Below are 26286 nucleotides of genomic sequence, written 5' to 3'. Positions count from 1 at the left end.
TGCTCATCCCATGCTTCTCCCGTCTTCCGGAATTTTCGCCTCACCTGTTCGGTTTTCGGTGCTCACCTTCCGGGGGACGGGATGAGCCCTCACGCCGCACGTTGCCGCCGGATATTGCTGCACTGCAACAGGATGCGTACTACAACCTAAACGCACAGGCAACGACGAAAGTTCAAGATGCCCCTGGCTCAATGCGCGCGCGCAATTTGTGCCAATTACCGATAAATGCCCGCGTTAAATTGCCGACCTGTCGCAATTTGGTACAACAACAGCAACAGCGATCGCCGCCCGCGTCACCGTGCCCGGTGTCGAGCCAGGGTATTGCAGGCTCAAAAAAATGTTGCCAATCTACCCAAAGTAGTGGCAAATATTATGTTGCAGTGCCTAAGAGTGCGATGCAACATTGAATTTGTCTCGCTGACCTGCAGAAAACCGATCGCATCGGCGTCAGGTGCAGGGTCAGTGGCTGAAGAGGCCATGGACAATGGTACTCGACACCCGGGCCAAACAGGTCGCCGACGAGCACCATGGTGTCATCGCGATCGGCGCTGGTTTCGATTCAGCCTTTTTCCTGCACCAGTTCGTCGGGCGGAGGAAAGCTCGTGTTCTCGCCCTCGAATGGGGACGCCACAACACGGATGATCGGCAGCTCGAACGCGGCGCAAACAGCAATATCCGGGACGAGGACGCCGGCAATTGCACGATCGGCCTGGTCGGCGGCACCAACAGCTGGTTCGGGCAGACGCCGCGGTTGCTTGCTTACGAGTTCAGGCTGAAAGGCCTCTACGGCATCGGTCTCGACCGGCCGACCAGCTATGACGATCTCGAGCCTTTCTGCTGCGGCCCAGGCGGTCATGCCCGTGAGCAGCTTTGCCAGGGGGAGAAAATACCATGACGGTGTTCTATGACAGCAGCCGTCCGGACGCTTTCATCGGCGGTGCCGGTTCGGACGCAGTCAACTACGGCGCTTCGTCCCGTGGAGTCATCGCCGATTTGGCTTCCGGCCATGCTTACAAGGTGCTGTCGATACTGCCGCTGGGCGATTCCATTACCTATGGAGTGATCGCGAGCTCTTCCGATACCGAAAGCGGCGGGTATCGGAAGTTCATGCTGGAACAGTTGGCGGCACTCAATGTGAAGATCGACTTCGTCGGTTCCTCGTCCAACGGACCCGCCAGCATGGGCGATCGGGATCACGAGGGTCACCGCAACTGGACGCTCAATCAACTGAACGGCATCGACAACGATGTTGTGGCCGCTACGAAACCCGACGCCGTCCTGCTGATTGCCGGAACAAATGACAGCTCGACCGACAGCGTACCAACGATGCTGCAGGATTTGCGCAGCCTTTTGCTCAGCCTGACCTCCAGCGATCCCGCCTTGACCGTCTTCGTCGGATCCTTGCCTCCCGTTCGCGTCGGCCAACAGTCGCAAGCGCGTGCAGACCGTGTCGATGCGTATAATGATGCAATGCCCGGTCTGATCTCTGAACTGGCCGCCCAGGGGCACAAGATCGCCTTTGTCGACATGCGTGATCTGACACCGGATGACATCACCGCGCCGCCGCTTGACAGCGGGCTGCATCCGACTGCCGGGGGCTATGCAAAAATCGCCTCACATTGGATGGCCGCCCTGGAACAACATCTCGGCCTGGACGGGACCGGTATCGGAAGCGACCGCGACACCTTCACCAGCATCGAAAATCTTACAGGCTCTTCCTTTGCCGACCAACTCGGCGGAAACGAGGGAGCCAATGTGCTGGATGGGCTGGCTGGCGATGATTTGCTGGAGGGCCGCGGCGGCTCCGACCAACTCATCGGCGGGGTCGGCGCCGACACGCTTGTCGGCGGCACGGGTAATGACGTCTACTATGTCGACAATGCCGGTGACAAAACCATCGAGGCGACCAATGGCGGCGTCGACGAGACGCATGCTTATACAAACTGGACCCTGGCCGACAACGTCGAAAACCTCTTCCTGAGGTCGTCTGCCAATCTGGCGGGAAAAGGCAACGAACTCGCCAACACCATGGTGGGCAACGGCGCAGCGAACACGCTCGAAGGCCTCGGCGGCGCAGATCGGCTGGACGGCCGCGGCGGGTCGGACCGGCTCGTCGCTGGTCTTGGCGCCGATATCCTCATCGGTGGAACGGGAAACGACAGCTTCGTCTTCGCCGCCGGTCATGGCCACGACACCGTCACCGACTTCGACCTTTCCGGCGATGATCTCCTGGAGATTTCAGGATACCAAAGATATAGCGAACTCCGGCAGGTCGGGAGCGACACGCTGGTCGTCTTCTCCGACAGTGACACTGTTCTCCTCAAAGGCGTGACCAGCGCCTCCTTGAGCAGTGCGGATTTCGTCTGGATCGATCCACTCGACGAGCCGCCGCCGGGGTCAATCGTAGGCAACGACGGCAACAATACGCTTACCGGCGGTCCCGGTGCGGACGTCATTTATGGAATGGGCGGCAGCGATATCTTGAACGGAAAAGCGGGCGCCGACACGCTTGTCGGCGGCGCGGGTGATGACGTCTTCCATGTCGACAATGCCGGTGACAAAACCATCGAAGAGAACAATGGCGGCTTCGACGAGACGCACGCTTATATAAACTGGACCCTGGCCGACAACGTCGAAAACCTCTTCCTGAGGTCGGCTGCCAATCTGGCGGCAAAAGGCAACGAACTCGCCAACACCATGGTCGGCAACGGCGCAGCCAACACGCTCGAAGGCCTCGGCGGCGCAGATCGGCTGGACGGCCGCGGCGGGTCGGACCGGCTCGTCGGTGGTCTTGGCACCGATATCCTCACCGGCGGAACGGGAAACGACAGCTTCGTCTTCGCCGCCGGCCATGGCCACGACACCATCGCCGACTTCGACCTTTCCGGCGATGATCTCCTGGAGATTTCAGGATACCAAAGATATAGCGAACTCCGGCAGGTCGGGAGCGACACGCTGATCGTCTTCTCCGACAGTGACACGCTTTCGCTAAACGGTGTCCTCGTCGCAAGCATCTCGAACAGCGATTCTCTCTTCGTGTAGAGCGGCATCTGCCGACGCGATGTCAAAGACAGTCGCTGACATGCGGTCTCTTCGCGCAAATTGCCCTTCGTCGTTGGCTAAAGCGCGTCGCGTTTGGCCGGGCCTCATGCGACGCGCTTTAGGTTGTTGTTTTTATGCATGTCGTTATCGCAAAACCGCTGCACACCCTCGGTTCAAGCCCGAGGGCATGCTTTTGCGCGACATGCATTAGACCTCTTTTGCTTTATTCGCCCGTTTCGGTCTCGATCAAGACAAGGCGGTCGGTACCGGACTCCGCACCCCATACCTCGCCGGAGCGCCCGTTGAGCTGGCGCACGTTGGCGTTGTCGCGGTCGGACGGGAAGCTCGCGAAGGTCTGCGTTTCCGGGTCGAAGCGGACGATGGCGTTCGCGCTGAAATCGGTGAGCCAGACCTTGTCGCGTTCATCGACATAGACGGCATAGGCCTGGGGCTCATCTCCGGGCAGCTTCCAGCTGCGCCAATCATTTGCGGCCGGATCGAAGACGCTAACCTGGCCGGCGTTCCATTGGCTGACCCAGATGCGGCCTTTGGAATCCGACCAGACGCGGCGGGCGCCCTGATCCGCGGTCGGCGGGTCGATCGGGGAAGCCTCGCCGGTCGAAACATCGATCCTGGCGATATGGTTGCCGGCGAGCGAGGCGTAGTAGACCTCACCGGACGGCGTGGTTGTGATCCCGTAGGCGCCGCGACCGCGCGGAGCGTTCCAGACCTCGACCTTGCCGCTCGCCGGATCGAGCCTGCCGTAGATGCCCTCCTGCCCGGTGAACCAGAGCCTCCCGTGTTTGTCGAAGGAAGCGGTGTTGAGGTTCGCGTAGCCGTGCCCCTCGGGGAGCGGAAAGGCCTTCACCGCTTCCGTTTCGGCATCAACGCGCACGATGGCGCTGAGGCCGCCGTCGGTCACCCAAGCGGCGCCGTCGGGACCGACGATCACGCCGTGCGGCGCCGAACCGTCGCCAAGGGTGATGTGCTTGACGGCGCCTGTATCAGGATCGAGTCGCCCAAGCGCGCCCTGTGCCTGGGCGGTGTACCATACGGAGCCATCCGGCGCCGGAGCGACATCGTGCGGGCCGGCGCCCTCCGGAACGGGATAGTAGCGGACCTCCTCTGAGGCGGCACGCGCGGCCACCGAGCAGAGCAGCGCGGCGAACAGCGCCGACGCAATCCTACGAAACATGGCGAACTCCTCACATCGCGCGTTTCAATTTGCACAGCGAGCGATCCAAATATCCTTTTCGCGCCACTGCGGAGATGGCGGGCTCGCCGTGCCGCTTGCTGATCAAAGTCAGGAGCTAGTGCAGCCCCTGCCCTCGCCTAGGCCTGCAAGCCCAGAATCGTCGATAGGCGGTAGCATCGTGGGAAACCTGCGTTACGACGACGCAACCGCGGCCCGCAATTGGACTTGGCGTGCCGAAGGCGTCAGCTTTGCCGCAAAAGTTCCCGCGCCAACTCTTGCCATTCCTCATCAAGCGTCAACGTCGACGGCGCGGCGTCGCAGCGACGATACCAATACTCCGCATTGGATTGATCGCCTTCCTTGCGATGCAGGTAGGCATGCACGCGCATACAAGCCGTATCGTCGCGCAGTTGCGCACGCTCGTGCGCCTTATCCCAATCGCCCTTTGCATCCCACCACAGCGCCTGCAGGGCAGGACTCAAGCCGGCGGGCGGCTGTGATTTCGCAATCGAACCTCTGAAGGCTTGCAGACCCATTTTTTCCACCGACGTGATGTACATGGGCGGAGCCGATAATAATCCCGGATTCCCCAACAGCAAAGTCGCATCGCGCACAGCAAAAGAATGGCGGTGCTCTCTGCGTGGCCAATCTCGGGCGGCACAAAAAAGCGCCGGCGATTGCCAGTCGCTTGCGGCAGCTGGCTGGGCGGCTCCTGACGCCGAGCCACAATTCTTTGCCGACGCGTTCCAGCAGCAAGCTGACCGCTTGGGCAAACAGTCGACCCTCAGCTGCCTCATTTCGCAAGCTGCCGAGCCGCATCTGGGCCAGGAGGTTGCGCCGGCCGGTCTGGCGACGCACCAATTCCACCGGGAGCCGAGGGCCCGTGGGGACGCACGGGGCTGCGCGAGTGCGTTGCCATCTCGCCGGCAGTGTCCAGTGCGGCGACCTACGACGCCGACGTAAAGGACTTTACCGAACGATCCGAGGTTCCCGGAGGATGGCGTGGAGATGCCGAGCACACGGGCAAGGCATCATTGAACGATCAAACGCGAGTAGCCAAGAGCAACAGACTCTAATGCGGTGCGATTGAGAATCGTCAGCGAGCCGCGGTCGTATTGGGTCAGATACCGCCGTTCCCATTCTCTCAGGCAACGATTCACTTTCGCTCGAGACGCCGGGATCATTGCCGCGAGGTCGGTCTGCGAAATGTGGATTCTCTGAGTTCCATTCACGGTAGCCGTGCTGTGCGGGGTCTCAATCAATCGCAAGACCGTGCTCGCCAATCGAATGGATAGGGCATTCGACGCACTGTGGATCACTCGCTCTTGCGCGTCGTGCGTTGCTTGGCACAAGTACGGGATCACTTTCAGTGCGAGATCCGGGTGCTTGTCGAAGACACTAGCCATGAAAGCTGCTTCGATTTGGAGCAAGTCGCTGTCCACGACTGACGCAGCGTTCATGTTACTGTGTCGCGCGATGAACAATCTAGTCAAATCGAAAGTGTCACCAGGACCAAGATCGGAAAAGATGAATTCTCGGCCGTCTGAGAGGGGGACACTAAGACGCACTTTTCCGCGAATTATATAGTAAATATAACGCGGTATATCCCCAAGGTGAGTTAAGACTTTATTCTTAGGAACCCTCCGTAGGATGGCTGCTTTCGCCATTTCACTAAGAGTATCTTGTCCAAATTGCCGAAATAAGCGTATGTTGTTCAGCTGTTTGACTCGAACCTCAGCGCCATTCTCTGTCATGGCTCCCTCTCCCTGATAGGGTAAGCGCCCCAGCCCCCTAAAGCATTGCCTGGACCACCTGTTTTGAACGAGTCCGACCTCCAGTCCGTTCTCACGCGAACGCGTCAAGGCAGAAAATATTAACACATTAGAATACGATAAAATAGCGACTCGTCTGTGCCCGGGGTAACAGCGACATGTCTCTGAGACATTTAAATCAAATCTAACCGACTGGAAGCCGTTGGGATAACCCCCTCCTTCCTTATGGGATGGCGTGTGCCATGACCCATAGAGGAGAAGGGATGCAACAGGATTCGGGGGGTCGTCTTATGCGGCATGCACCAACCGAGGCGTCGCGTGCGCTCTGGAAGCGGAGCGTAGAGCCGCTACGGCTCCCCGTGGGAGCAGTTTGCGTGTTTCTCGCAACTGCTGATTTCCTCCTTGGACAGACAATACTTCTTGCGTCAATTGAGCTCTATCATAGGGCCTTCGAGGTGAGGCCGCCGGATGTCTGGGATTCGATCTGCCTAAGTGTTACCGCCGGCCTGTTGCTGGTCGCATTCATGACTGCCAGGGGCGCCTACACGGTTAGTGGCATCCTGGACGATCACTGCAGGATCAAAACACTCTTTAGCGGCTGGCTGTTTGTTTTCTTTTCAATTCTCTGGCTCGCCTTTCTCACGAAGACGACGTCGACGTTCTCGCGCGGCTCCTTGACGCTGGCGTTTGCGGTCGGATTCGCAATCCTGCTGCCTGGCCACGCGGTTCTAGCGCGTGGGCTGAAACGGCTTCTGGTGGCTGAGAAACTCGTGTTGCGCACAGTTTATCTGTTTCACTCTGGCGTTCCGGGAAAGGAACAGGGGATCATCAACAAGCTTGGGCAACAGGGCATCGCGGTTTGTGGTGTTTCGAACATCGAGAACGATGATGGCACGATCGCAGCACGATCGGTGCATTCCGCCGTCGCAGCTGCACAAGCTGCGTTCCGTAATGGCTCGTATGGGGCAGTTTATCTCTTTTGCTCTTGGGACCAGCGGAAGTTGATCGAACGCATCCTGGAGGAAATGTCCCGCCTCCCGCTGCCGATTTATCTTTTCGCCGACGCCTACATAGATAGAATTCTGGCTGGTAGCCCGCTGCACACCGGCTGGCAGCGAGCCTTCCAAGTCCAGCGTGTGCCGTTGAGGCCTGCCGAACGCCTGCTCAAGCGGTTGTTCGACATTGCAGTTGCATCCCTGGCACTGCTGTTCGTGTGTCCGTTGATGGCCTTGGTCGCTTGTGCCATAGCGCTCGAGAACGGTCGCCCTGTGCTGTTCCGGCAGATGCGACGAGGTTTTGGTGGCAGGCCGTTCAATATTTATAAATTCCGATCGATGACGGTGCAGGAGAACGGTAAACAAATTCGCCAGGCTCAGCGTAATGATGCGCGGGTCACCCGACTCGGCCGAATATTACGCCGCTCAAACTTCGACGAGCTGCCGCAATTGTTCAACGTGCTTCGCGGGGAGATGTCCCTGGTTGGGCCCCGACCTCACGCCATCGCTCATGATGATACCTATAGTGCGATCATTGCGAGCTATGCTTATCGCCATCATGTAAAGCCCGGTTTGACAGGCTGGGCTCAGATCAATGGCTTTCGAGGGGAAACGAAGGAACTCTGGAGGATGGAAAAACGCGTTGAGCATGACCTCTGGTATATAAAATCCTGGAGCATGCTTCTCGACATTAAGATAATTTGGAAGACTGCTCTAGTGATGTTTTCGGATCGTAATGTCTATTGATGTATAGCAGCTTCTCAGGAAGCCAAATGGATATATGTATCCCATCTTCCAACCGATTGACCGGATAATTTTGATTCTGATGCTTCGGGCGATCCCGCCGCCAGCGAGTACATCAAGCCTCACAATCGGGTTCGCGCCGGTTCAGTCGCCGGACAGTGGCGCATCTCGCAGGCTAAATTTAGCTCAAATGCGAAAATCAACGCGACGCGGGGAGATGGTCGGAGCACCACAGGACGGAACCTCAGCAAAAAGCCGGGGGCAGTCGGATCTTGCCATTCAACGTTTCAGGACGGACCACGGGCTCATTGCGGCGAACGAAGAGCAGGCTTGCTGGGCGGCGCAGCCGCCTTCAACACGAGAAATTGTGCAGTCCTATGAGCTTCCGCTCGACGGCATTCGGCTCTTGATTTCCTCTAGAATGTTGGTTGCGCGTGCGATGCGGCTGTACCTGGACAGAAAGTCTGCCTTCGCCTGCTGACCAATCTGATCCCGAAGCGCCTTGTTTTCGCGCAGACGCTGAAGAGCTTTGACCCAGTCGGACGGGTTGTCTGGCGACACCAGAACGCTGTTGACGCTATCCCTCAAAACTTCTCGTATAACTGACAGGTCGGAGGACACTATGGGTTTGCCATGCGCCATATATTCGAAGAGCTTGAGCGGCGACATTCCCTCAGCGATATTTCGACCGCCGCCCTGGCCCTCTACATCTCTAAGATAGGGTGCGAGGACAACGTCCATTTCGGCCAAGTAGGCATATGTCGCGGCGTGAGGAACGTAGCCGTGAAACACTGTGTTCGGGCATTTGGCCAGCTTCGATGTCCAATACTCTATATCGCCTGGAGTTCCCCCGACGATGTGAAATGTCGCCCAGCCGCATCGAGGCGCAATAGCGCTTATTATCTCCATGCCTTTTCCCTTATACAGGTGTCCGACATAACCAACCTTGAACGTGCCGCTGAGGCTGCATGGCTCGACATTCGGCGGAACAGGATCCGCGCCATTGGGCGCGATGAAAAATTTTCCCGCATGTTGAGGAAAGAGGCGGATGCTGTCGTCCCGCAGACGTTGCGACGTGACGACCAGCATACGGAATGCCTCCAGGCCTATCAGTTTGGCAAGGCGCTGACGCTGACGTCTGCTCAAACTGCCAATCGGGTCGTGCAGCTCAAAAACGGTCGTGAACCCGAAAAGTCCGGCAGAAACAAGCGCTACAGTAGCCGAGCGTGTAAAGACGACTTGCGGCCGCAGCCAGACCGCAGCAAGCAGCGCCAGCACAGCAAAAAAAAGCTCCCGGCCGGGCACAGGCCAAAAGGGTACAGGGAGAACACGGAATGGGAACTCGGTAGCGAATCCGTATTCGCGCCCGATCTTTTCATAATGATCCCGTGAATTCATGGAGGCGCGTGGAAGCGCTAGCAGGACCTCCGCTCCGGCAACCCGAAATGCATGGCACATCTTTGCGACCTGTACCGCATTGGCGGCCGGCGCCGGGATGTGCGCAGAATGTATATAGAGAAGCCGCATCCACAAAGCCTATCTTTCACGCGTTACCGCAGGTCTGGCTCTTCGCCTCTGAGCCGCAAGTTCGGAGACCACGGGCTGGGCGGACGCACACAAGTCGAACGACAAAAGCCCCCTCGCCCCGGTGGCTCCATGGGTTTGCGATAGTACCACTCTCCGGTTGCCTTACCAAAATCGAGCGTCGCCCTTCTTCGCGAACTGAGGGCAGGCCCAGCGGCAGCACACGCCGCCTATTCACGGACAGGTTCTGACCACAGCCGTCATCAAAGCCCCAGCCAGCCAGCAATAATGTTGCGCTGTATCTCAGAAGTTCCGGAATAGAGCTTGCTGCCGATGGCATCCCGCACGGCACGTGATGCATCTCGACTCCAATCCCCGTAGGATCCGCCGACCAGGGAAGAGACAATGGTCTTGATCGAATGCAGGCTCGCGCGCCTCAACCAGCTGCCGGCGGACATCGACAAGAAGTAGCGTTGGGGCACGCGAAATATCCCGCAAGCTCCCCTCCCATGGCTCCCATCCCGGACGGGTAAAGCGCTTCACGCTGTCAAAAAGTCCGATCCATCGCCTTTGTGCGCGTAGTATCTTTCTCCAAACCGCACGCTGAGCTTCGCCAGAAACGTACTATTGCGTTCTGCAGGCAAATGGTGGAACGGCTTGAGTTCCGATCCAATCTCAGATGTTTTCCTGAGCATCGCAAGGCCGGTACTACCGAAGTCTACCGTCATCTGAAGCTGGTCTAAGTTGTCGTAGAATACGCTCTGAACTGCATAAAAAATCCTTCGGTTAGCAATCTCAATTTGGGGATTGTCCTTCCTTCGCCCTCGCATATATGGGTTCGGATCAATATCATCAAAGCAGATTGTGCCTCCTTTTCGAACCAGGCTGAACCACGTATACACTTCGTTCAAGACGTGTTCTGGCGTGTGCAGACTATCGACATAGACTAAATCGATCCCATCCTCCAGAATGGGCGCTTTGTTTAGGATGGCCTTGCGATCTGTGGAGTCTGCCTGAACAAAGGTCCAGCGACAGCTAACTGCAGCACTTGAGCAATCCCGGATATCGACCGAGACCAGGTTCCCGCCGTTCTTCTCGCAGGCAGCGAGAATCATTTTAGTGGCCTGTCCCCGATCCGTCCCAAGTTCTAGAAATGTGCCATTCGGTCGCGCAGCCGCTGCGTCGTACAGCCGAACCAATTGCAGGGCTGCGATGGCCGCCTCACCGCACGATTGGGTCCGCTCCTGAGTTGCTCTAAGATATGAGAGGACTTCCATTTTTGTCCTTCCTCACCAAAGCTGATCGTAGAGTCACACCGCTACTATCATTTAAACTGACAATCCTTCGGGCCTTCGCCGCGAACACATTTAAGACGACAAGAAGTCGCTTTGGGGCACGCGAAAGATCCGCAAGCTGCTGGTCCCCCTCCCATGGCTCCCATCCGTGACGGGTAAGGCATCCCGTTCATTAGAGCCTTGCCTTGACTTCTTTGAACGAGTCCGGTTCCGCGCAAACGCAGAACCACCAGTACATAAGTGTATCGGAAAAAAATTGCTCCGCTGTGCCCAAGGTAACAGCGACCCGTCTCTAAGATTGGAAGCCAATTCCGAATTGGATCCGATCTGCCCGACAAGCCGCGCCGCGAACCGAACGCCGATGGCAGCCTCCGCTCTATCTGCCTTGGCCGCCTCTATCCGGAAAAACGTCCGAGCGACATGATCGATGCGCTCGGCAAAGAGCCTTATTGCAGATGATGCACCGAGCGGGAAGAAGCTCCGACTACCCCTTCAAGCGACTGCGACAGTCGTGTGTAGTGTTGCATCGCATTTTCTACAATCACGGGGTTAATAGCCTCGCTACCGTCGCGTAAGATCTTTTGTATGGCGCCTGGAAATAGAAACAGAAAAAGCAGCTTATGAATATCCCCGATTCTCCAGAAAAAAGAGGATCTGTTGATACGCTCGTACAAGAGTCTTGTTTTCTCCGCTCCCGAATATGCAATACATGGAACGCCGTAGCTCATTGCAATTACGCCAAAGTGCAGTCGAGTGGTAATCAGCAGATCAAGCGAAGACGCCTCGCCACACGCATCTTCCACGTCAGTTAAAATTTTGCTGCTGCAATTGTCTTGCGACAGGTTGGCGCAAAATGCTCCGAAATATCCATCTTTCTTTGGATTTATTTCATAGAAAATGAAATCTATATCTTTGCGAATTCGTGTTGCAATCTGCAGTATGCGTTTTGCCAGCCGAGACCGACGGGACGAACCAAGGTAGATATTGAGCCCTACACGTAGACGCGAGCGCCCTTTGACATGTCTACTTCCAGAAATTCTGCGGGAGGTCGTCCATACGACATCGTCCAAGAACTCGCCTTCGGTGTTCGCTTGAGTGAGGAGTTTTAGATCCTCGCGATTTCTCAGTGTTACATAATCTAGGCGTCTTATAAGTTCTTGGCGCGCAACGGGTACAATTTCATCGACGTCTTTTCCTGCGCCTCCTATGGAAAAGGCAAATAACTTTATTAATTTTTCTTGAGTGTATTCCAGAATAAGGCCAAGGTCATTGTTGAAATCATTCACAACTTCAGAAGGTTGTGGCCTAGGGATAAGTAAGCCGCCTCCACCAAATATAATTACATCGACAGACTCGACAAATTCTTTGATATCAGAGCATATCTGAAAACCCCAGTCCATTTTTTCGGAGCGCTGCTTGGCATAGACTATTGGATCATGCCCCTCATCTTTTACACACTTGGAAAAAAGATAGGCCATGATGTTGTCGCCGAGATTCTGATAGCTGTAAAAGCCAAATATCCCGACCCGGAGAACCGTCGTCATGCTGCGCTCCTCTGAGGTGCTCGGCGCTCGGGCTTGTGCGCGAACGGGTGAACGCGACTAACTTTTTTGAACGAGTCTGGTTCCGATCCGATTTCGCGAAAACGCGATAAGGCAGAAGTATTGGTGCAAGGTATACCACGAAATAATCACTCCGCTGTGCCCGGGGTAACAGCGGCAGTTCTCAGAGACGTTTAAATCCAACAAGTTAGAATCTGATCGACTGGAAGCCGTTGGAATAACCCTCCTTACGGACTGCATGTGCCATGGCCCAAGAAGGAAGGGGCACACTTAGGATTCGGGGTTCATCTCCATACGGCATACACCACCGAGGCGTGGCATGTCACTCCAATGCAGTAGCACCGATATCGGGACGCATGGACCAAAAGCGCGGCTGGGCGTTGGAACGCACCCAACGGATGGATTTAGCGCGATCGGTGCGGCGATATGAAACTACAGGATGCCGAAGGCAATATTGACTTGGGGCGTCGACTGCGTATCGCTCATGTCATCACCCGTCTCATCAATGGCGGTGCTGATGAGAATACTGTCCATTCCTGCAATTGGGCCGCGCAAGGGGGGCATGATGTTGTCCTGCTACATGGCGAGACGGTCGAGCCGGAAATCATAGCTAAAGTGGACCCGCGGGTGGAACTCATTGGCGTCCCGGGCCTGACACGGTCCATTTCGCCTGTCTCCGACATGAGGGCATTGTTGGCGCTCATCCGGAGATTCCGCGCCTTCAATGCCGACATCGTGCATACGCACACCAGCAAGGCAGGCATTCTCGGGCGTCTCGCCGCGTGGGCGGCGGGCGTTCCAGCGATCGTTCATGGCGTGCATATCGTGCCTTTTGTCAATGTCGGCGTCGCCGAGCGGCTTGCTTATCTCGCCTTGGAAAAGCTGGCAGCGCCGATCACCAGCGCGTTCATCAGTGTGAGCGAGGGCATCCGCGGCTTATGCTTGAGCGCAGGAGTGGGACATCCAGACAAGCATTATGTCGTCCATTCCGGATTCGATCTCGATCGTTTTCGCAACGCCGGTCCGCCCGACGGTTGGCGCAATTTGTTGCGCTTGACCCCGGACGCACCGCGCCCTTCCGTGCTTTTGATGATTGCGGCTTTCGAGCCACGCAAGCGACACACGGAATTTCTGGACGCTTTCAACAAAGTCGCCGTCCGGTTACCCGACGCGGTGCTTGTGCTCGCGGGCGACGGGCCGCTTCGCTCGGCCGTGGAAACGCAGGCCAAGCGGCTTGGGCTCGAGCGACAAGTGGTCTTTACCGGTTATCGGGACGACCCCGAGCGGCTGATCGCGCTCGCGGATCTCTGCCTGCTCTGTTCCATGCGGGAGGGATTGCCCCGCGTGGTCATGCAATATCTCGCCGGTGGCAAGCCCTGCGTCGCTTGCGATCTGCCAGGTCTTCGCGAAGTGCTCCGCCCTGGTATCAACGGCGTGATTACACCCGCGGATGATTTGGCAGCCATGGCCGACGCCATTGCCGCCCTCCTGGAGGATCGTGCAATGCTGGCCTGCCTCGCCCAAGGTGCCGCCGCGGCGACGGATCTTTCGAGTTGGGACGTCAAGCTGATGGGCAAGCGGACCGATGCCATTTACCGCGAGGCTCTTGGCCAGCATCGGGCAAGCAAGAGAGTATCAACAACACCTCCTGTCCGAAATGTGGCGCTTCCGCGGTGAACGGGTGCAGCCTATGCGTTTGACGGTGATCGGGCAGCTTGCCGGATTGGTTGGCGGTGCATACTTTGCCGATTTCGGGGATGAGGTGGAGTGCGTCGATCTAGACGACAAGGGGATCGATGCGCTGGAAGGCGGTAAGATGCCGAAGAAGGCATCTTCTTTTTGCACATGGGACGGGGTTGTAATCTTGGTGGCCGCCTTGGCTCCAGGCACTCTATCCGGCGGATTGACATGATTGCAGCAGAAGTTGCCTCCGCTTATCCGATGAAGACCCCGCGAGCCGAAGCTCTTCCCAGCATACGTGTTCTGCTCGTGCTCCCAACCTATTTTCCTGAGTCATATGGCGGCGGCGAACAACAGGCGCGGCGATTTGCTCGGGTGCTGGTTGAAAGCGGCGTTTCCGCAACCATTCTGGCACCCAGACTGTCGCACTCGACCCCGAAACGGTCCGCCATCGACGGGGTGCCCATCCATCGCCTTCGTTTGCGCGCGGCTCCGTATTTGGGCGGGCGGCATATGCTGTCGTTCCTGTCGTGGTGTGTCCAGGTCGTGATCTGGATGCTGCGCCGTCGCGACGAATTCGATGTCGTACATATCATCCATGCCCGACTTCACGCTGTTCCGGCGGCATTGGCAGGAGCCCTCTTGCGCAAACCGGTTCTCGCAAAATTGGGCCGGGGCGGACGGTATTTCGATCTCGACTCTGTGCGCGAAAAGAAAATCATCGGTCGCTGGGCGTCCGCCTTGATTAAACGTCACATCACGGCCTTCATCGCCAATAGCCGCCAAATCGCTGGTGATCTGAAGAGACATGGGATCGGCGCGGATCGCATTCATATGATTCCGAATGGGATCGATCTGCCCCGCAAGCCGCGCTGCGAGCCGAGCGCCGATGGCAGCCGACGCTTTATCTGCCTTGGCCGTCTCGATCCTGAAAAATGCATCGAGCACATGATCGATGCGTTCGCGGCACTTCCCGCCGACGCAAAGGCGCAACTCACCATCCTGGGCGATGGCCAGTGCCGCGCCACCCTCGAGGAGCAGGCGGCCCGGTTGGGCCTTTCCAGCAGGGTCACTTTCGCCGGCGCGGTCGAAGATGTCTTTCCCTTTCTGCGGGAGGCTGATTTCTATCTTTCCACTTCGATTACGGAAGGCATGTCAAACGCACTGCTCGAGGCCATGAGTTGCGGCGTGGTCCCGATCATCACCGACGTCAGCGGTGCGTCCGACGTCGTGGAGCATGAGCGCAGCGGCTTCTTGGCTCGCTCGCATGCGGAGTATTGCGGACTTCTTCTTCGCACGCTCAGCCTATCGGAAGCCGAGCGCGATGAGATGGCGCGGCGCGCAGTACAAACAGTCAATGCGCGATTCAGCATGGAAAGCGTCGCAACACGGCAAATGAGGTTGTATGCCACTCTTGTGGGACACTGCCATCCAGATCGTGAGGCGATAGGTTATTAAGGAGCAACCCAAAAGCCGGCCTAAGCAATGATGACTATTGATGCCGGAGAGAGGCCCGCGAGGCGTGGGCGAGAAAATAGCTCATGAGGTTGGAGCACGCTTGCATGCACTGAAGCGTGGCGATCCAATTGGAGAGTCCGGAGCAGGTCAACTTGGACGAGGTAACTAGACATAAAAACCTGACACGAAGGGCAGCCAACGGCCTCTCGTGGTCGGGTGCCACATTGCTGGCCCGAACCTTTTTGAATGTCCTGGTCACGGCCGTTCTCGCGCGCCTGCTTTCCCCCCAGGAGTACGGCGTTGCCGGCGTTGCGCTGATCATCGCAGCCGTCGGCAATAACATTGCCAATCTCGGCATGTCGCAAGTCCTGGTCCAGCGACGGGACGTCGACGAGCGCCATATCGGAACCGTAGTTTTCTTGTCCATGATAATCGCTGCCATTCTCGGCTTGCTTCAATGGGTGTTTGCACCGCAGATTGCCGATTTTCTTCATGTACCGGAATTGGTCCTCATTTCGCGCCTCCTTGCGGTGATGATGGTCGCGAACGCGTTCAATTTGACCGCCGAGGCTATTTTGTCGCGGCACCTGAAATTCAAAATATCGTCCATAGCGAGTCTGGTCGCTTGGATTGCTTCCCATGTCGGCCTAGCCATTCCGCTTGCCTATTTTGGACTCAGCTATTGGGCCTTGGTGGTCGCGTATATGGCCGAGGCATCGATCCTGGCCAGCATCTATTTCTTCATCGCCAGGGACTATCTCGTGAGGCCCAGTTTCGACATGCAGTCCTATCGCGATATCCGCAGACAGAGCCTGGGCTATTCGCTGGCTGGTATATCATCCGTCACCGCCAAATATATCGATAATATTATAGTCGCGCGGTTGATCGGCACTGCAGAGCTGGGCATTTACTCGCGAGCGTATTATCTGATTGCTATGCCAGCAAATCTGTTCGGCAATCTGAACAAGAGCGTGATTTTTCCGCTCCTGTCGAAGGTTCATCACGACAAGGCTAGGCTATGCGGCGCTCAGCTCAAGGGGTATGCTTTGACGGCGGCGCTTGCTCTACCGACTAGCGCATTTCTATGCTGTTTCGCAAAAGAGATTGTTCTGACAATCCTCGGCCAGAAATGGACGGATGCCGTAGCTCCCATTATCATATTCTCTGCAGTAATTTATTTCCGCGTGGGTTACAGAGTGTGCGCAGCCGTGACGCTTGCGACGGGCCAAAGTTACCGAATGGCCTCCATGCAGATCATTTACATGACGCTTGTCGCTTCATTCGCGTTGTTCTCGGCGCCCTACGGCGTGAACGCAGTAGCCTTTTCAGTATCCGGCGCTATTGCGACGAGTTTTTTCCTTTATGCGGCGATAACTAGTCGGATAACGGGATTATCAGCTCTGGATTTCGCGCTCGTCCATGTGCCGCCTGTCGCATTCGCCGCTGTGGTGTTCGCCACCGGCTCGGCGGTCAAAATGCTGCTTGCCGGATCGCCTGACTATCTTGTACTCGCGACCGGGCTTCTCGTTATAGGTACATTGTCCGTTGTCACTGTCTATCTGAGAGCGTCGCTACTCTTCGGAAAACATGGTGCGGAAGTCTTGCAAACTCTAACATCCAAGAACATTAAATGGATTAGGGTTGCATAGCCCAGGGCACCTGCACACTCGGCGCCTCTCAGACTGAGCATCCGACGATTTGGGGTGCGCAATCAATCACATCGTATAAGTACGGGGATTGGAGACACAGTCGGCGGTCCTGAGACGGTCGGCCTCCTTGACGAGGAGGCGATTGCCGTTTTCACTCATTGGAATTCGAACTTGCGCGCGGTGAACCGCTGCTCCTCTGTGCTCGAGCGGGCGCTACGCACTGAGTACCGTGAAACTTGTCTATACCTATCCCGTGCCTGTTCCGGGCCAGGCGGCAAACGCCGTTAACCGCACGAAGTCAGAAATTATCACCTCCATAATCGAACAATTCCGCGGTTGCGCGGGTGCCTTCCCAAATCCGCTGTCGTGCTGAACGATCGAGGCGGGCAACCGCTCGGGTGTTGACGTCTGGTGCGATGTAATCGGATGCTTCGTCCAATTTTATCCGCAGCTTTTCGCCAGTTGCGGCGTCTGCGTTTGCCTTTCGCGCCGTCCCAAATGATTTAACCTTAAACCTGATCTTTCCGTCCTCCGCTGCCGCTATGCCGAGCGCGTCGTAAAGGCTTCTGACAAACGCATCCGGTGATTGGATCAAGTCCTCGAATCGAAGCGATAGCGCATCACGCTTCCTCGAAGCTTTGAACATCAGGCTAGTCACATCATTGTACCATTTGATCGCGCTTGCCTCGCTGAGACCGCTGCGTGTCAGCCCTTCGCACATCGGTAATGGATGCCGCGTAAGCACAAGGTTCCGCGCTTCCATAAAGCCGCGCGCAATCGCGTCGTCGAATGCGATGTAGTAATCCATCACCTTCAAAACGACGTAGCGTGCTTGGGCCTTTTCGTTGCGCTCCCCGGGGAGGACGGTCTCGGCAGTCGCTGCGCGCATATGACGCCAAAAGACGGGAACAGATGCCCAGTTGACGGCCCCGCCAATACGGCACGCAGCCTTGCGCAGCTTATAGAAACGTCCGAACACTCCCACATGCCATTCGTACTTGGGCATCAACACATCCGGCGAACTGCCGATGATATTCCAGACAATGCTTGACCCACCTCGGCCAAAGCAATTCAATAGAAGCGCATTGGGCGGAAGAGCCTTGCCCGACCTAGTGAGAGGCGAAGCACCGATCCTGTCGGCGGTCTGCATCTGCTTTCTCCGTTATAGCATCAGGCGTGACACACTTTCCCTGGCTGTCGTTGAAAGGCTAAACCGAAACCTATGATATACTGCGGAGCTTGTGAGGAGAAGCGCGATAGTAAGTAACGGGTGTCCATGCGGAGTCTCACCCCGAAACCAGCAATTATTGGCACACGACAATGACCAACCGCCTTTCTCGCCGGGACCTGGCGCGGGCCGCATGCGCCGCCCTTGTACTGGCGGCCGCCGGTCGCCCAGGACGGGATGCTCGAGCCGCCGGTCCGGCGCAAGGCTCGCAGCCGAAAGCTCACTCCTGGCATCCTGGTCTGTTCCCGGAAATGATTGTGAAATCCTGGTTTCAGGCGGATCTGGCCGCAGGCGAAGTCTCCTCGTGGCAATCGGGCGGCGTGAAGCCGGTGTCTGCGATGCAAGCCGAGCCCTCCCTGCGCCCGACAAAGCTTCCGAATAATGGCGGCGTTCTCTTCAAGAAGGGCACGAAACAGGCATTGACTTGGCCCGCCGATAACGATGCCCCGTATCTTCACCGCTGGTGGTTGGTGATCGCCCGGTGCAATTCGGCAGTCAACGCCAGCGCGAATAACGTTTCCGTTCTTTGCGTCAATGGCGCGGAGGGTGGCCCGGTGCATCGCCAGCCCGAGGTCTGTTTCAAGCCCTCGGCCGGCACATTCGTTTCGCGGCTCCACGACGGCAAGCTCAAGAGCGAGGAAGGGCTATGCTCGACGGATTTTGGCGATTGGAATGTCATCGTCGGGTACCGCCGCGGATTCGTGATGCAGGCCGTGGTGAATGGGGTCAAGACGGCCGGCCAGACGATTTATGCATTGGCACCCAGCCGGATGAAATCGCAGAGCTTCATGGGCGATGTGAACAATCCGATGAGGGCCGATGTCGCGATCGACTGCGTCATCATCGGACAAAGCGAACTAAATGACTCCCAGATCGACATGCTGATGGGATGGGGCATGTGGCGCGTCGGCCGGCAATCCGCCCTGCCCGACGATCATCCCTATCGCCAGAGCCCTCCTTCAGCCGTGGATGCGAACGACGAACCCGCACGTTATGAGTTCGATTCAGTCTCGTGGGCGTCCTGGGCGGCCATCGGAAATGAGCGATATGCTCATCGTGGTGAGGCGGCGCCCCCGATCCACGGTTACACAACGGTTTTTTTTGACGACTTCGTTTCTAACACGATAGTCGATGATTCTAAAGGCGCGCAAGGCAGCATCTGGTATGCGCCGACTCATCTGACGACCGTCGGTGTTGACGCCATTACCCAGCGGATCTCGGCGACGCCCTCCTCATACGTGCACGACGCCACCAGCCACACGCTGGCGCTCCGGCTCTTGCAAAAGGGCCGCCATTGGAGAACAGGTGCCTTCTCTTCCGTGAACAACAATGGCCAGGGGCGGTGTTGGGGAAAGGGGATCTTTGAGATCCGTGCCAGACTGCCGAAGATCGCAGCGCCCCGCCCTGGATTTTTCCCTGCTTTCTGGGCGTATGGGAAGGAGCATCTATTCTGGCGGACGCGCAATCGTCTTGAGACGGACTTTTGGGAATATGACGGTCTCAATGGGGCCTATATCAACATCAGCCAGCACGTGCACAAACCCAGACTCGGCTATGCAGATCCACATATCACGCCACGTGACGTGCGCCGGAAAATCGCCGGCTATCAAGTCGATCCATCAAGTGGTTTTCCCAGCATGATCGACGTATACGATGGCGAATTTCATACTTGGTACGCGCAGATCGAAGATGATTATACTTATTTCGTGATCGACGGCTATGAAGTGGCGCGCGTTCCGACGACACCGGAACTCGCAGCGAAAAAATACATCATGGTGGATTTCGCTTACGATGACAAAAAGGGGCGCGCTCAACCGGACCCGTCGCAGACGTATGACATGGTGATTGACTATATAAGGGTCCGGCAGACGGAAACGGATTTGGCTAGGGTCCCGACGGGCTTCAGCGCATTGCCGGCCTTCTCGGGCCGGGCTTCACCGGGCCAGGCGCTGACCGTCGTACCGAACGTTATTGCGTCGCAAATAGAGTGTCTATGGTATCGTGACGGCGTTCCGATCGTGGGCGAAACCGGCACAAGCTATGAGCTCAGCTCGCGGGATGTCGGGCATAAGATTCGCTGCCATGTTCGCGCGGTCTCTGTGCTCGACGAGCCAGAAGCCTGGACCCCGGAGAGCGAGACCGTCGGCTAGAACGTATCGATTGCGCGACGCCAGCAAGCGTCATCACTCTCGTCGGACTGCTGATGAGCTCTGCCACCAGTAAGCCCCCCCGCAGCCGAGGCGGATGAGTTTTCCCAGCAGGCGGAAACTCTTGGATATGCGAGCGGAACGATGAGGTCATCGCTGGAAGTGTTTCTCCGCGGGCTAGCATTGATACATCCAATAAGTTCTGTTTCCGGGGAGGAGAACATGCTAAAGAAGATCGCCCCCGCGAGAGAGCTGTGATGCGTTATCTTCTCACATTCGCGGTACTGAGCCTCTTCCTGCCAATCAGGCTCGAGACGGGTCTTGTATTGCTGCGTCCGTTCGAGCTGATCGCATTGCTGATGCTCTTTCTTGGGCTGGCGACGGGGCGTTGGCGAGAGTTGGCTTTTTCAGCCGGTTTTCTACTGCTCCTGCCCTTCTTGGGCTGGCACATGGTCTCGGCCTTCAGCGTGGACGCAGAGAACGGCCTGCGCGAGCTGTTACAGATGTCCGCTGTGGGTGCCTTTGCGTTCGCCTTGGCACAGGAGGCCAGCCGGGTCGACACGCACAAGGCCGTCAACATTTTGCTTTTCGGCATGGTGCTGATCCTCGCCTATACGATCACCTGGCATGTCGTCCATGGCTACTTGGTCGGTTGGAAGCAACTGGTCGATCCGAGGCTCGCGTTCACCTTCCTTCCAATTGCGCTGGCAGGGCTCCTCCTCTTCGTCAACCGGGGCAAGCGGCGCACCCTTTGGTTTGTATGGGCGGGGATACTTCCCCTGCTCGTGCTATCTGGGGAACGCAAGGCGTTTTTGATCTATCTCTTTCTGACCGCCGCGCTTCTGATGCGCGGACGGCTCGCTGCGATGGTGCCAGCGATCGCCGTCGGTTTCGCGGGTCTTTTCGTGCTGGCGACCACAGTGGAAAACTCATATGTCGGAAAGCAGTTGCAGACCATCCTCAATCCGCTGAGCATGGGTCAACACGAATACCTGGCGGCGAAGGGGAAATATGCCCCTGGAGACACGCCGAGCAATGTCCAGCGCGCGTTTGCTTTCAATCTATCCAGACAACTCATCTCCGAACATCCCCTGATGGGCGTGGGTACGAACCAATTCAGGAATATTATCGAGACGGATTTCAGTGGACTTCCTGACGAGTTGCGGCTTGGGATACATGGCGAGTTTCAACGTATCCTCACCGAGAACGGCATCATTGGGCTCAGCCTCTATGTTCTCATATGGATTGCTGCATGGTTTCGCTTAAGCCGTACTCTAAGCTGGGCGCTTTTTCACGGATTGATCGGAGCGGCCCAGGCACGGCTTCTGCCCCTCGTGCTCCTTTTTCCTTGTGCCTTTTACGTTGGAACAGAAGCCTCCGGCACACGAGCTTTCGTCACGCTGAGTCTTGTCTCGCTCCTGCCTGAATTGACGCGGCACGGGCTTTGCCTATCATTACACAGGATGCGGAGGAGCCCCCCCAGGAGCATGAGACATCCTCGATTTCTCGGGAACCCCTTGCCAGGAAACACGAGATGAGTGTTTCGGTTATCATGACATGCCACAATGAAGAACGCTTCATCGTGCAGGCAGTGGAAAGCGTGATCAATCAGACCGCGTCGAGCCACATCAAAGAGATCATAATTGTCAATGATGGCTCGATGGACGGCTCGTCGGAAGTGATTGCATCGCTGGGTCGCAGGGAGCCGCGCGTACATGTCCTGACGACGGCGGGTATCGGGCTTTCATCGGCGAGGAATCTTGCCATCAGACATGCTGCCGGCGATCTCATTGCAATTCTCGACGGCGATGACTTCTGGGCCGAGGACAAGCTTGAGCGTCAATTAGCCGTCTTGGGCAATGGCTGCAAGGCAGGTCTTGTCTATGGCGATTTTGTCGATTTTTCCGCTCCGGATCTGTCCGATGCTCTACACGTCGCCGTGCGCCGCTATCGCGCGGACCAATGCGATACGCTGCCGACATATTTTCTGCTTGATGGGCCGATTATTCCTTCCAGTATGGTTATGCGGCGGGAGATGGTCGAAGACATCGGGGTATTCAACGAGGCATTCAGGGCTGGAGAGGATACAGAGTTTTGTTTGCGCGCAGCCGAGCGATGGACATTTCAACATGTGGCCGGAGCACTCGTCTATAAACGGCGCCATGGCTCGAACATAACCCGCAGACTCGACACGCTTCTGCCGATAGGCGAAGGCCTCACGCGAGAATGGGCTATGCGACGGCGGGAACTTACGCACCTCGCGCGGCGGCGCAACGCGCGTTTGTACGCAAAGGCGGGCAATGATTGCGTAGCTCAAGGCGAAATGAAACGCGGAGCGCGCTTGCTCATTCGCGCGATGTGGCACGATCCATTGTCATGGCGGGTGTACGTTTACTTTTTTCTTTGCGCCCTGCCGAGGGGCATGGATCCGCAGGTGCGCCGTGCAGCCAAGCTATTGTTCTACCGCGCCTTGCGCAAAGACTTTGCTGACGGCTCTTAATGCTGGCGGAATGCCGAGAGTTCGAGCATCTGAGGCGGCAGCCCTGCAATCCTTCCGTAGCGATTATTCTGTACCGCGACGGCAGGACCATAACGGAGGCGAAATCAGAGCTCTCGGCGGTCGCCAAGTCTCTCAATCGCTCAAGGATCACGAGCTCTCCGGCCGATGACAATACCGGGCGGACTTCCGTGGTTGCTTCAACAATCCCTTCATCGTTCGGCGATATTCATTGGTTCCCGACTCCGGAAAAGCTGAGCAGCTACTTTGGCCTCGCGCTCAGCCCCATTTCAGCTCCGGAAACGTCGCGCCTGCACAGGTTGCCCAGTCGAAGGTGCTTGCCCGTGTTTTGGCAAGAGCACCGTCGCGTTCACGCAGGTCTGCATTGGCCACATAGGTTGCTATCGCGCGGGCCATCGCGTTCACGTCCTCCGGGGGCACCAGCACACCAGTGGAGCCCATGACCTCGGGTATGCCGCCGACGGTCGTCGCTATCGAAGGACACCCTTGCGCACCGGCCTCAACCAACACTAGCCCGAAGCCCTCGATCTTTCCCTGTAGCTCTCGTGCGAACAATGTGTGGCACGCCGCACGGCGGTACAAGCGCTTTAAGTCGTCGTCGGACAGCCTACCGGTAGCGATCACTGGAACACGAGCTCGTGCCGCTTCATCCAATATCTTTGAGGCATAGGCCTGATCTTCGGCCCGTCCAGCCATCACAAAGATCGGATTGTCTAATCCGTATTCATCGCGCGCGCTCGCGATAGCCCGGACAGTTTCCAACTGGCCCTTCCGAGGCTCGACACGTCCGACTGCGCAAATGACGCTTGCAGCTTGTGGTACAGCTGCAAGTTGCGGGTGTTCAAAATTCCCATGGATTGGCTGAAACCACATGGGATCCACGCCGAGATAGGTGACGACACCCTTCCGGGGCATTCCAAAACTTTCGGAAAAGATCCGCAGCGTCGCATGTGAGTTGGCGAAAACGACCTCTGCTCCTTCGTAGGCGCGGCGTACAAACCGAAAAAGGATAGAACCGGTCCTGAATTTGCTGACTTCGCTGCCATGAATCATCGCTCGATACCCTCTGCGATGGAACGGTCGTAGCACAAATGTCACTAGTACACTGCGTATGTCGGCGGCCAAAAACAACCTGTCCTTCGGAACGTTGCGCAGAATAGAAAGCGCCCGCAGCGCCCCGAATGGAGAAATCCGATGATGCCGCAGAATGCGATGGGTATCCGGCTCCTGGGGAACGGCAGGAAGGTCAGGATAGGCAGGCGCTATGACGGTCGCAGCGTGGCCACCAGCACGAACGATGTCGACCAACCGTCCGGCGTATGTTCCGATGCCACCAGGAAATGGATGATATTCGCACGTCATCAGGATGATGCCGTGCGGAGGCTGAGATATCATGGGTCAAGAACTCCCAAGGCCGCCCGCCTCGCCTTTAGCCGATATGAGGGGATACTGTAGGCGGGCTGCCTGCTCCACAACTAGGCCTGGTAATACTGACTATAGCGTTCACTGTAAAATTCGGCGCTGCCGAACTTTTGGTACCGCTTGATTCTTTTGATATCGACCTTGTTGAGCAGAACGCCGATGCATTTATCGGCCAGGATCGGGTTGTTGTTGAGAATTTCGCGCACAAATGTACGAGCCGTCACACCCCATTCAACAACCAGAATAAGGCCGTCGAGGTGCTGGACAAAGGACCTCACGTCCGCGACTGGAGCCAACGGGGGCAAATCAACGACGACGTAATTGAACATAGGGCCCACCTTGAGCAGAAAGTCGCCCATTTTCTCGATAGGCTGCACGGTGTTTGCGAGCTTTTGTTGGCTCTGGTTCACGCCGGGCAGGAACCTCAATGGCAATGACTGATGCGCCAGCAAGTCTCTCGGATTGAATTCTCCAGCCAACAAGTTGGCCAGGCCTCGTTCCCAGCCGTTGGCTAACATGGGGGACAAGCCAGGATTGTGGATATCGGCATCGATCAACAACGTCTTACAACGCTGCATAGCAAGAACCATCGCTAAATTAGCAGCGACCAGAGACTTCCCTTCTCCCGGGAGGCAAGAAACGATGCCGAGCGCCTTGGTGCTCTTCCTTGGTAACTCGACGTCAACAGCGACTTTCACCGTTCGCATCACTTCAGCGAATTCCGAGCGCGGATGTTGCTCTACCCAGTTGAAAGCGCTGTTCCCCACCTCGATGAATGACGGCTCTCCGGCAGCACGATCGTGCTTGTTTCGGCGAATTGGCTTCCCGTCCAGCAAAGGGATCATTCCGAGCGTCTGAAGTCCGAGCTCATCGCGCACTTGAGCCGTCGTGCGGAAAAAGCGCTCACGGTACTCCCGAATTCCGCCCACACCGGCGCCAACGATGCCGGCGACCACGACGCAGAACGCCAATGTGAGACTCCTGTTCGGAGAACTCGGTCCGCCGGGGTATGGTGCCTCCGAGATGGTCCGCGCCTCCGTCAACGCCATCGAAATGTTTTGCAGACTTGCTTGGTACTGCTGCAGAACCTGTTCATATTGCGACTTGAGAGAGGACGCCTCAAGTTCGAGTTGGCGCAAGGTAACCAGCGTTTCCTTGGTCAGCGTATTGTCTGTTCGGAACCTGTGGATTGCGAGCTCGGCATCGACTGATCGCTTCCGCACCGTCTCGAGCTCTTCCGCCAGAGCGCTGCGAGCTCGGATAATCGACTCGTCTTTGGCTCCGACTTGGTCAGAGATATAGATTTCTGCATACTTACTGGCTATTTTTTGCGCCATTTCGGCGCTAGGCGACCGAAATTGGACTTGCAGAATGTAAGAATCCCCTACACGCTCTACCGTTATATTCTCAGCCAGAATCCCAAATGCCTGCCATCGAGGATCGGGTCCTCGCGCGGCACTCGATTTCACCGGCGCTCCACTTGCTTCGGAACTGCCGATGAATGGCCACCGAGCGACCGATCCCGTGAGACTGTTGAGCAATGAATATGGCGCTGACAAGAAAGAGCGATCGGTAGCAAGACCGAGGCTGTCAACGACCTTTAGCCCGATGCGGTCGGAACGCAACAATTCGACCTGACTCAGCATCATCGGGTCAAGCGGTGCGGAGTTTCCGCTCTCTGTTAACTTCGTCACGACGGATGGCTGGTTCTTGTCGATCAGGATTCTGGCGGTCGACTCGTACAAGGGCACCTCGGCCCAAAGATACGCCAGCCCCAGCACAAGTCCTGCGAGCGCGCATGTAAGGACGAACCTCAACTGCCGTTGCGCTGCCGCCACGAGTGTTTCGAGATCAATCGTTCCCCACTGAGGATCGCCGAATGTGAAGGCAGAATCCGGGTGCTTTTCAACTTCGCGGAGCATAAGCCTTCAAACCCGTGGGATGAGACTGGCAGCGCATTGGCAGTAACAAATACCATACCACATTGTCTGACTAAATGTCTGCAAATTCAGTATCGACCCCCGCGGAGCCCAGGGCACACCGCTCGGGGCAGGC

20 protein-coding genes are annotated in these 26286 nt (G+C 57.0%); 10 read left to right on the top strand and 10 right to left on the bottom strand.

The annotated features are described in order from the left end of the window. The first annotated feature begins 484 nt into the window (after window positions 1–484). Window positions 485–895 carry a hypothetical protein gene (locus AC0L2R_RS14250; protein WP_473509673.1) on the top strand — a complete coding sequence of 137 codons (411 nt, stop codon included), beginning with the start codon at window positions 485–487 and terminating at the stop codon, window positions 893–895. Beyond that, a complete protein-coding gene (locus AC0L2R_RS14245) occupies window positions 892–3042 on the top strand; it encodes a GDSL-type esterase/lipase family protein (RefSeq protein ID WP_473509671.1) in 2151 nt (716 codons plus the stop codon). The genes AC0L2R_RS14250 and AC0L2R_RS14245 overlap by 4 nt, the downstream gene beginning before the upstream one ends. Window positions 3043–3265: 223 nt before the next feature. Here AC0L2R_RS14245 and AC0L2R_RS14240 read toward each other — a convergent pair whose 3' ends face one another. The 3 genes from AC0L2R_RS14240 to AC0L2R_RS14230 all read right to left on the bottom strand — a co-directional run bounded on the left by AC0L2R_RS14240 (window position 3266) and on the right by AC0L2R_RS14230 (window position 5991). Further along, window positions 3266–4237 carry a Vgb family protein gene (locus tag AC0L2R_RS14240; RefSeq protein WP_473509669.1) on the bottom strand — a complete coding sequence of 324 codons (972 nt, stop codon included), beginning with the start codon at window positions 4235–4237 and terminating at the stop codon, window positions 3266–3268. Between the two features lie 242 nt (window positions 4238–4479). Then, a complete protein-coding gene (locus AC0L2R_RS14235; RefSeq protein ID WP_473509745.1) occupies window positions 4480–4773 on the bottom strand; it encodes a hypothetical protein in 294 nt (97 codons plus the stop codon). A 495-nt stretch (window positions 4774–5268) separates the two neighbouring features. Beyond that, window positions 5269–5991, bottom strand: coding sequence for a Crp/Fnr family transcriptional regulator (locus AC0L2R_RS14230; protein ID WP_473509667.1), 723 nt, complete (start codon window positions 5989–5991; stop codon window positions 5269–5271). A 392-nt stretch (window positions 5992–6383) separates the two neighbouring features. Between AC0L2R_RS14230 and AC0L2R_RS14225 the strand changes: the two genes are divergently transcribed. Further along, window positions 6384–7751, top strand: coding sequence for an exopolysaccharide biosynthesis polyprenyl glycosylphosphotransferase (locus AC0L2R_RS14225; protein WP_473509665.1), 1368 nt, complete (start codon window positions 6384–6386; stop codon window positions 7749–7751). 372 nt (window positions 7752–8123) lie between these two features. On the opposite strand, the gene AC0L2R_RS14220 is transcribed toward AC0L2R_RS14225, so the two are convergent. The 4 genes from AC0L2R_RS14220 to AC0L2R_RS14205 form a co-directional block, all read right to left on the bottom strand. After that, window positions 8124–9275 (bottom strand): glycosyltransferase, encoded by a 1152-nt coding sequence (locus tag AC0L2R_RS14220; RefSeq protein ID WP_473509663.1) that lies wholly within the window; start codon window positions 9273–9275, stop codon window positions 8124–8126. Between the two features lie 260 nt (window positions 9276–9535). Then, window positions 9536–9754 (bottom strand): hypothetical protein, encoded by a 219-nt coding sequence (locus AC0L2R_RS14215; protein ID WP_473509661.1) that lies wholly within the window; start codon window positions 9752–9754, stop codon window positions 9536–9538. A gap of 57 nt (window positions 9755–9811) precedes the next feature. Beyond that, window positions 9812–10549 carry a class I SAM-dependent methyltransferase gene (locus AC0L2R_RS14210; RefSeq protein WP_473509660.1) on the bottom strand — a complete coding sequence of 246 codons (738 nt, stop codon included), beginning with the start codon at window positions 10547–10549 and terminating at the stop codon, window positions 9812–9814. Between the two features lie 464 nt (window positions 10550–11013). Further along, window positions 11014–12111, bottom strand: coding sequence for a polysaccharide pyruvyl transferase family protein (locus AC0L2R_RS14205; RefSeq protein ID WP_473509658.1), 1098 nt, complete (start codon window positions 12109–12111; stop codon window positions 11014–11016). Between the two features lie 444 nt (window positions 12112–12555). Between AC0L2R_RS14205 and AC0L2R_RS14200 the strand changes: the two genes are divergently transcribed. From AC0L2R_RS14200 to AC0L2R_RS14185, 4 genes are all read left to right on the top strand, one after another. Then, window positions 12556–13806, top strand: coding sequence for a glycosyltransferase (locus tag AC0L2R_RS14200; RefSeq protein ID WP_473509657.1), 1251 nt, complete (start codon window positions 12556–12558; stop codon window positions 13804–13806). A 13-nt stretch (window positions 13807–13819) separates the two neighbouring features. Beyond that, window positions 13820–14041 carry a hypothetical protein gene (locus AC0L2R_RS14195; protein ID WP_473509655.1) on the top strand — a complete coding sequence of 74 codons (222 nt, stop codon included), beginning with the start codon at window positions 13820–13822 and terminating at the stop codon, window positions 14039–14041. Further along, the gene (locus AC0L2R_RS14190) at window positions 14038–15267 is read left to right on the top strand and encodes a glycosyltransferase (protein ID WP_473509653.1); all 1230 of its coding nucleotides are present in this window, start codon (window positions 14038–14040) and stop codon (window positions 15265–15267) included. Before AC0L2R_RS14195 ends, AC0L2R_RS14190 begins: the two co-directional genes overlap by 4 nt. 152 nt (window positions 15268–15419) lie before the next feature. Beyond that, a complete protein-coding gene (locus AC0L2R_RS14185; RefSeq protein WP_473509651.1) occupies window positions 15420–16916 on the top strand; it encodes a lipopolysaccharide biosynthesis protein in 1497 nt (498 codons plus the stop codon). Window positions 16917–17214: 298 nt separating this feature from the next. Here the strand turns inward: AC0L2R_RS14185 and AC0L2R_RS14180 are convergent, their stop codons facing one another. Next, the gene (locus AC0L2R_RS14180; RefSeq protein ID WP_473509649.1) at window positions 17215–18066 is read right to left on the bottom strand and encodes a sulfotransferase; all 852 of its coding nucleotides are present in this window, start codon (window positions 18064–18066) and stop codon (window positions 17215–17217) included. Between the two features lie 170 nt (window positions 18067–18236). Between AC0L2R_RS14180 and AC0L2R_RS14175 the strand changes: the two genes are divergently transcribed. The 3 genes from AC0L2R_RS14175 to AC0L2R_RS14165 all read left to right on the top strand — a co-directional run bounded on the left by AC0L2R_RS14175 (window position 18237) and on the right by AC0L2R_RS14165 (window position 22791). Beyond that, window positions 18237–20294, top strand: a complete 2058-nt coding sequence (locus AC0L2R_RS14175) for a hypothetical protein (protein WP_473509648.1) — start codon at window positions 18237–18239, stop codon at window positions 20292–20294. Between the two features lie 254 nt (window positions 20295–20548). Next, window positions 20549–21829 (top strand): O-antigen ligase family protein, encoded by a 1281-nt coding sequence (locus tag AC0L2R_RS14170; RefSeq protein WP_473509646.1) that lies wholly within the window; start codon window positions 20549–20551, stop codon window positions 21827–21829. Next, on the top strand, window positions 21826–22791 hold the full coding sequence (locus AC0L2R_RS14165) for a glycosyltransferase family 2 protein (protein WP_473509644.1): 966 nt from the start codon (window positions 21826–21828) through the stop codon (window positions 22789–22791). Before AC0L2R_RS14170 ends, AC0L2R_RS14165 begins: the two co-directional genes overlap by 4 nt. Window positions 22792–23067: 276 nt before the next feature. On the opposite strand, the gene AC0L2R_RS14160 is transcribed toward AC0L2R_RS14165, so the two are convergent. Together AC0L2R_RS14160 and AC0L2R_RS14155 are read right to left on the bottom strand one after the other, a co-directional pair. Beyond that, a complete protein-coding gene (locus tag AC0L2R_RS14160; protein ID WP_473509642.1) occupies window positions 23068–24204 on the bottom strand; it encodes a glycosyltransferase family 4 protein in 1137 nt (378 codons plus the stop codon). Window positions 24205–24284: 80 nt separating this feature from the next. After that, window positions 24285–26153: a Wzz/FepE/Etk N-terminal domain-containing protein gene (locus tag AC0L2R_RS14155; RefSeq protein WP_473509640.1), complete on the bottom strand. Its 1869-nt coding sequence runs from the start codon at window positions 26151–26153 to the stop codon at window positions 24285–24287. Between the last annotated feature and the right edge of the window lie 133 nt (window positions 26154–26286).

It is taken from the genome of Mesorhizobium sp. WSM4820 (assembly GCF_055811075.1).
Note: the sequence above shows the minus strand (reverse complement) of the source record. Positions and strands in the feature narration are given on the sequence as shown.

Coding starts and splice junctions, on each gene's coding strand:
- AC0L2R_RS14250 (WP_473509673.1), top strand. CDS start 485: ATGGTACTCGACACCCGGGCCAAACAGGTCGCCGACGAGCACCATGGT.
- AC0L2R_RS14245 (WP_473509671.1), top strand. CDS start 892: ATGACGGTGTTCTATGACAGCAGCCGTCCGGACGCTTTCATCGGCGGT.
- AC0L2R_RS14240 (WP_473509669.1), bottom strand. CDS start 4,237: ATGTTTCGTAGGATTGCGTCGGCGCTGTTCGCCGCGCTGCTCTGCTCG.
- AC0L2R_RS14235 (WP_473509745.1), bottom strand. CDS start 4,773: ATGGGTCTGCAAGCCTTCAGAGGTTCGATTGCGAAATCACAGCCGCCC.
- AC0L2R_RS14230 (WP_473509667.1), bottom strand. CDS start 5,991: ATGACAGAGAATGGCGCTGAGGTTCGAGTCAAACAGCTGAACAACATA.
- AC0L2R_RS14220 (WP_473509663.1), bottom strand. CDS start 9,275: ATGCGGCTTCTCTATATACATTCTGCGCACATCCCGGCGCCGGCCGCC.
- AC0L2R_RS14210 (WP_473509660.1), bottom strand. CDS start 10,549: ATGGAAGTCCTCTCATATCTTAGAGCAACTCAGGAGCGGACCCAATCG.
- AC0L2R_RS14205 (WP_473509658.1), bottom strand. CDS start 12,111: ATGACGACGGTTCTCCGGGTCGGGATATTTGGCTTTTACAGCTATCAG.
- AC0L2R_RS14200 (WP_473509657.1), top strand. CDS start 12,556: ATGAAACTACAGGATGCCGAAGGCAATATTGACTTGGGGCGTCGACTG.
- AC0L2R_RS14195 (WP_473509655.1), top strand. CDS start 13,820: ATGCGTTTGACGGTGATCGGGCAGCTTGCCGGATTGGTTGGCGGTGCA.
- AC0L2R_RS14190 (WP_473509653.1), top strand. CDS start 14,038: ATGATTGCAGCAGAAGTTGCCTCCGCTTATCCGATGAAGACCCCGCGA.
- AC0L2R_RS14180 (WP_473509649.1), bottom strand. CDS start 18,066: ATGCAGACCGCCGACAGGATCGGTGCTTCGCCTCTCACTAGGTCGGGC.
- AC0L2R_RS14175 (WP_473509648.1), top strand. CDS start 18,237: ATGACCAACCGCCTTTCTCGCCGGGACCTGGCGCGGGCCGCATGCGCC.
- AC0L2R_RS14170 (WP_473509646.1), top strand. CDS start 20,549: ATGCGTTATCTTCTCACATTCGCGGTACTGAGCCTCTTCCTGCCAATC.
- AC0L2R_RS14165 (WP_473509644.1), top strand. CDS start 21,826: ATGAGTGTTTCGGTTATCATGACATGCCACAATGAAGAACGCTTCATC.
- AC0L2R_RS14160 (WP_473509642.1), bottom strand. CDS start 24,204: ATGATATCTCAGCCTCCGCACGGCATCATCCTGATGACGTGCGAATAT.
- AC0L2R_RS14155 (WP_473509640.1), bottom strand. CDS start 26,153: ATGCTCCGCGAAGTTGAAAAGCACCCGGATTCTGCCTTCACATTCGGC.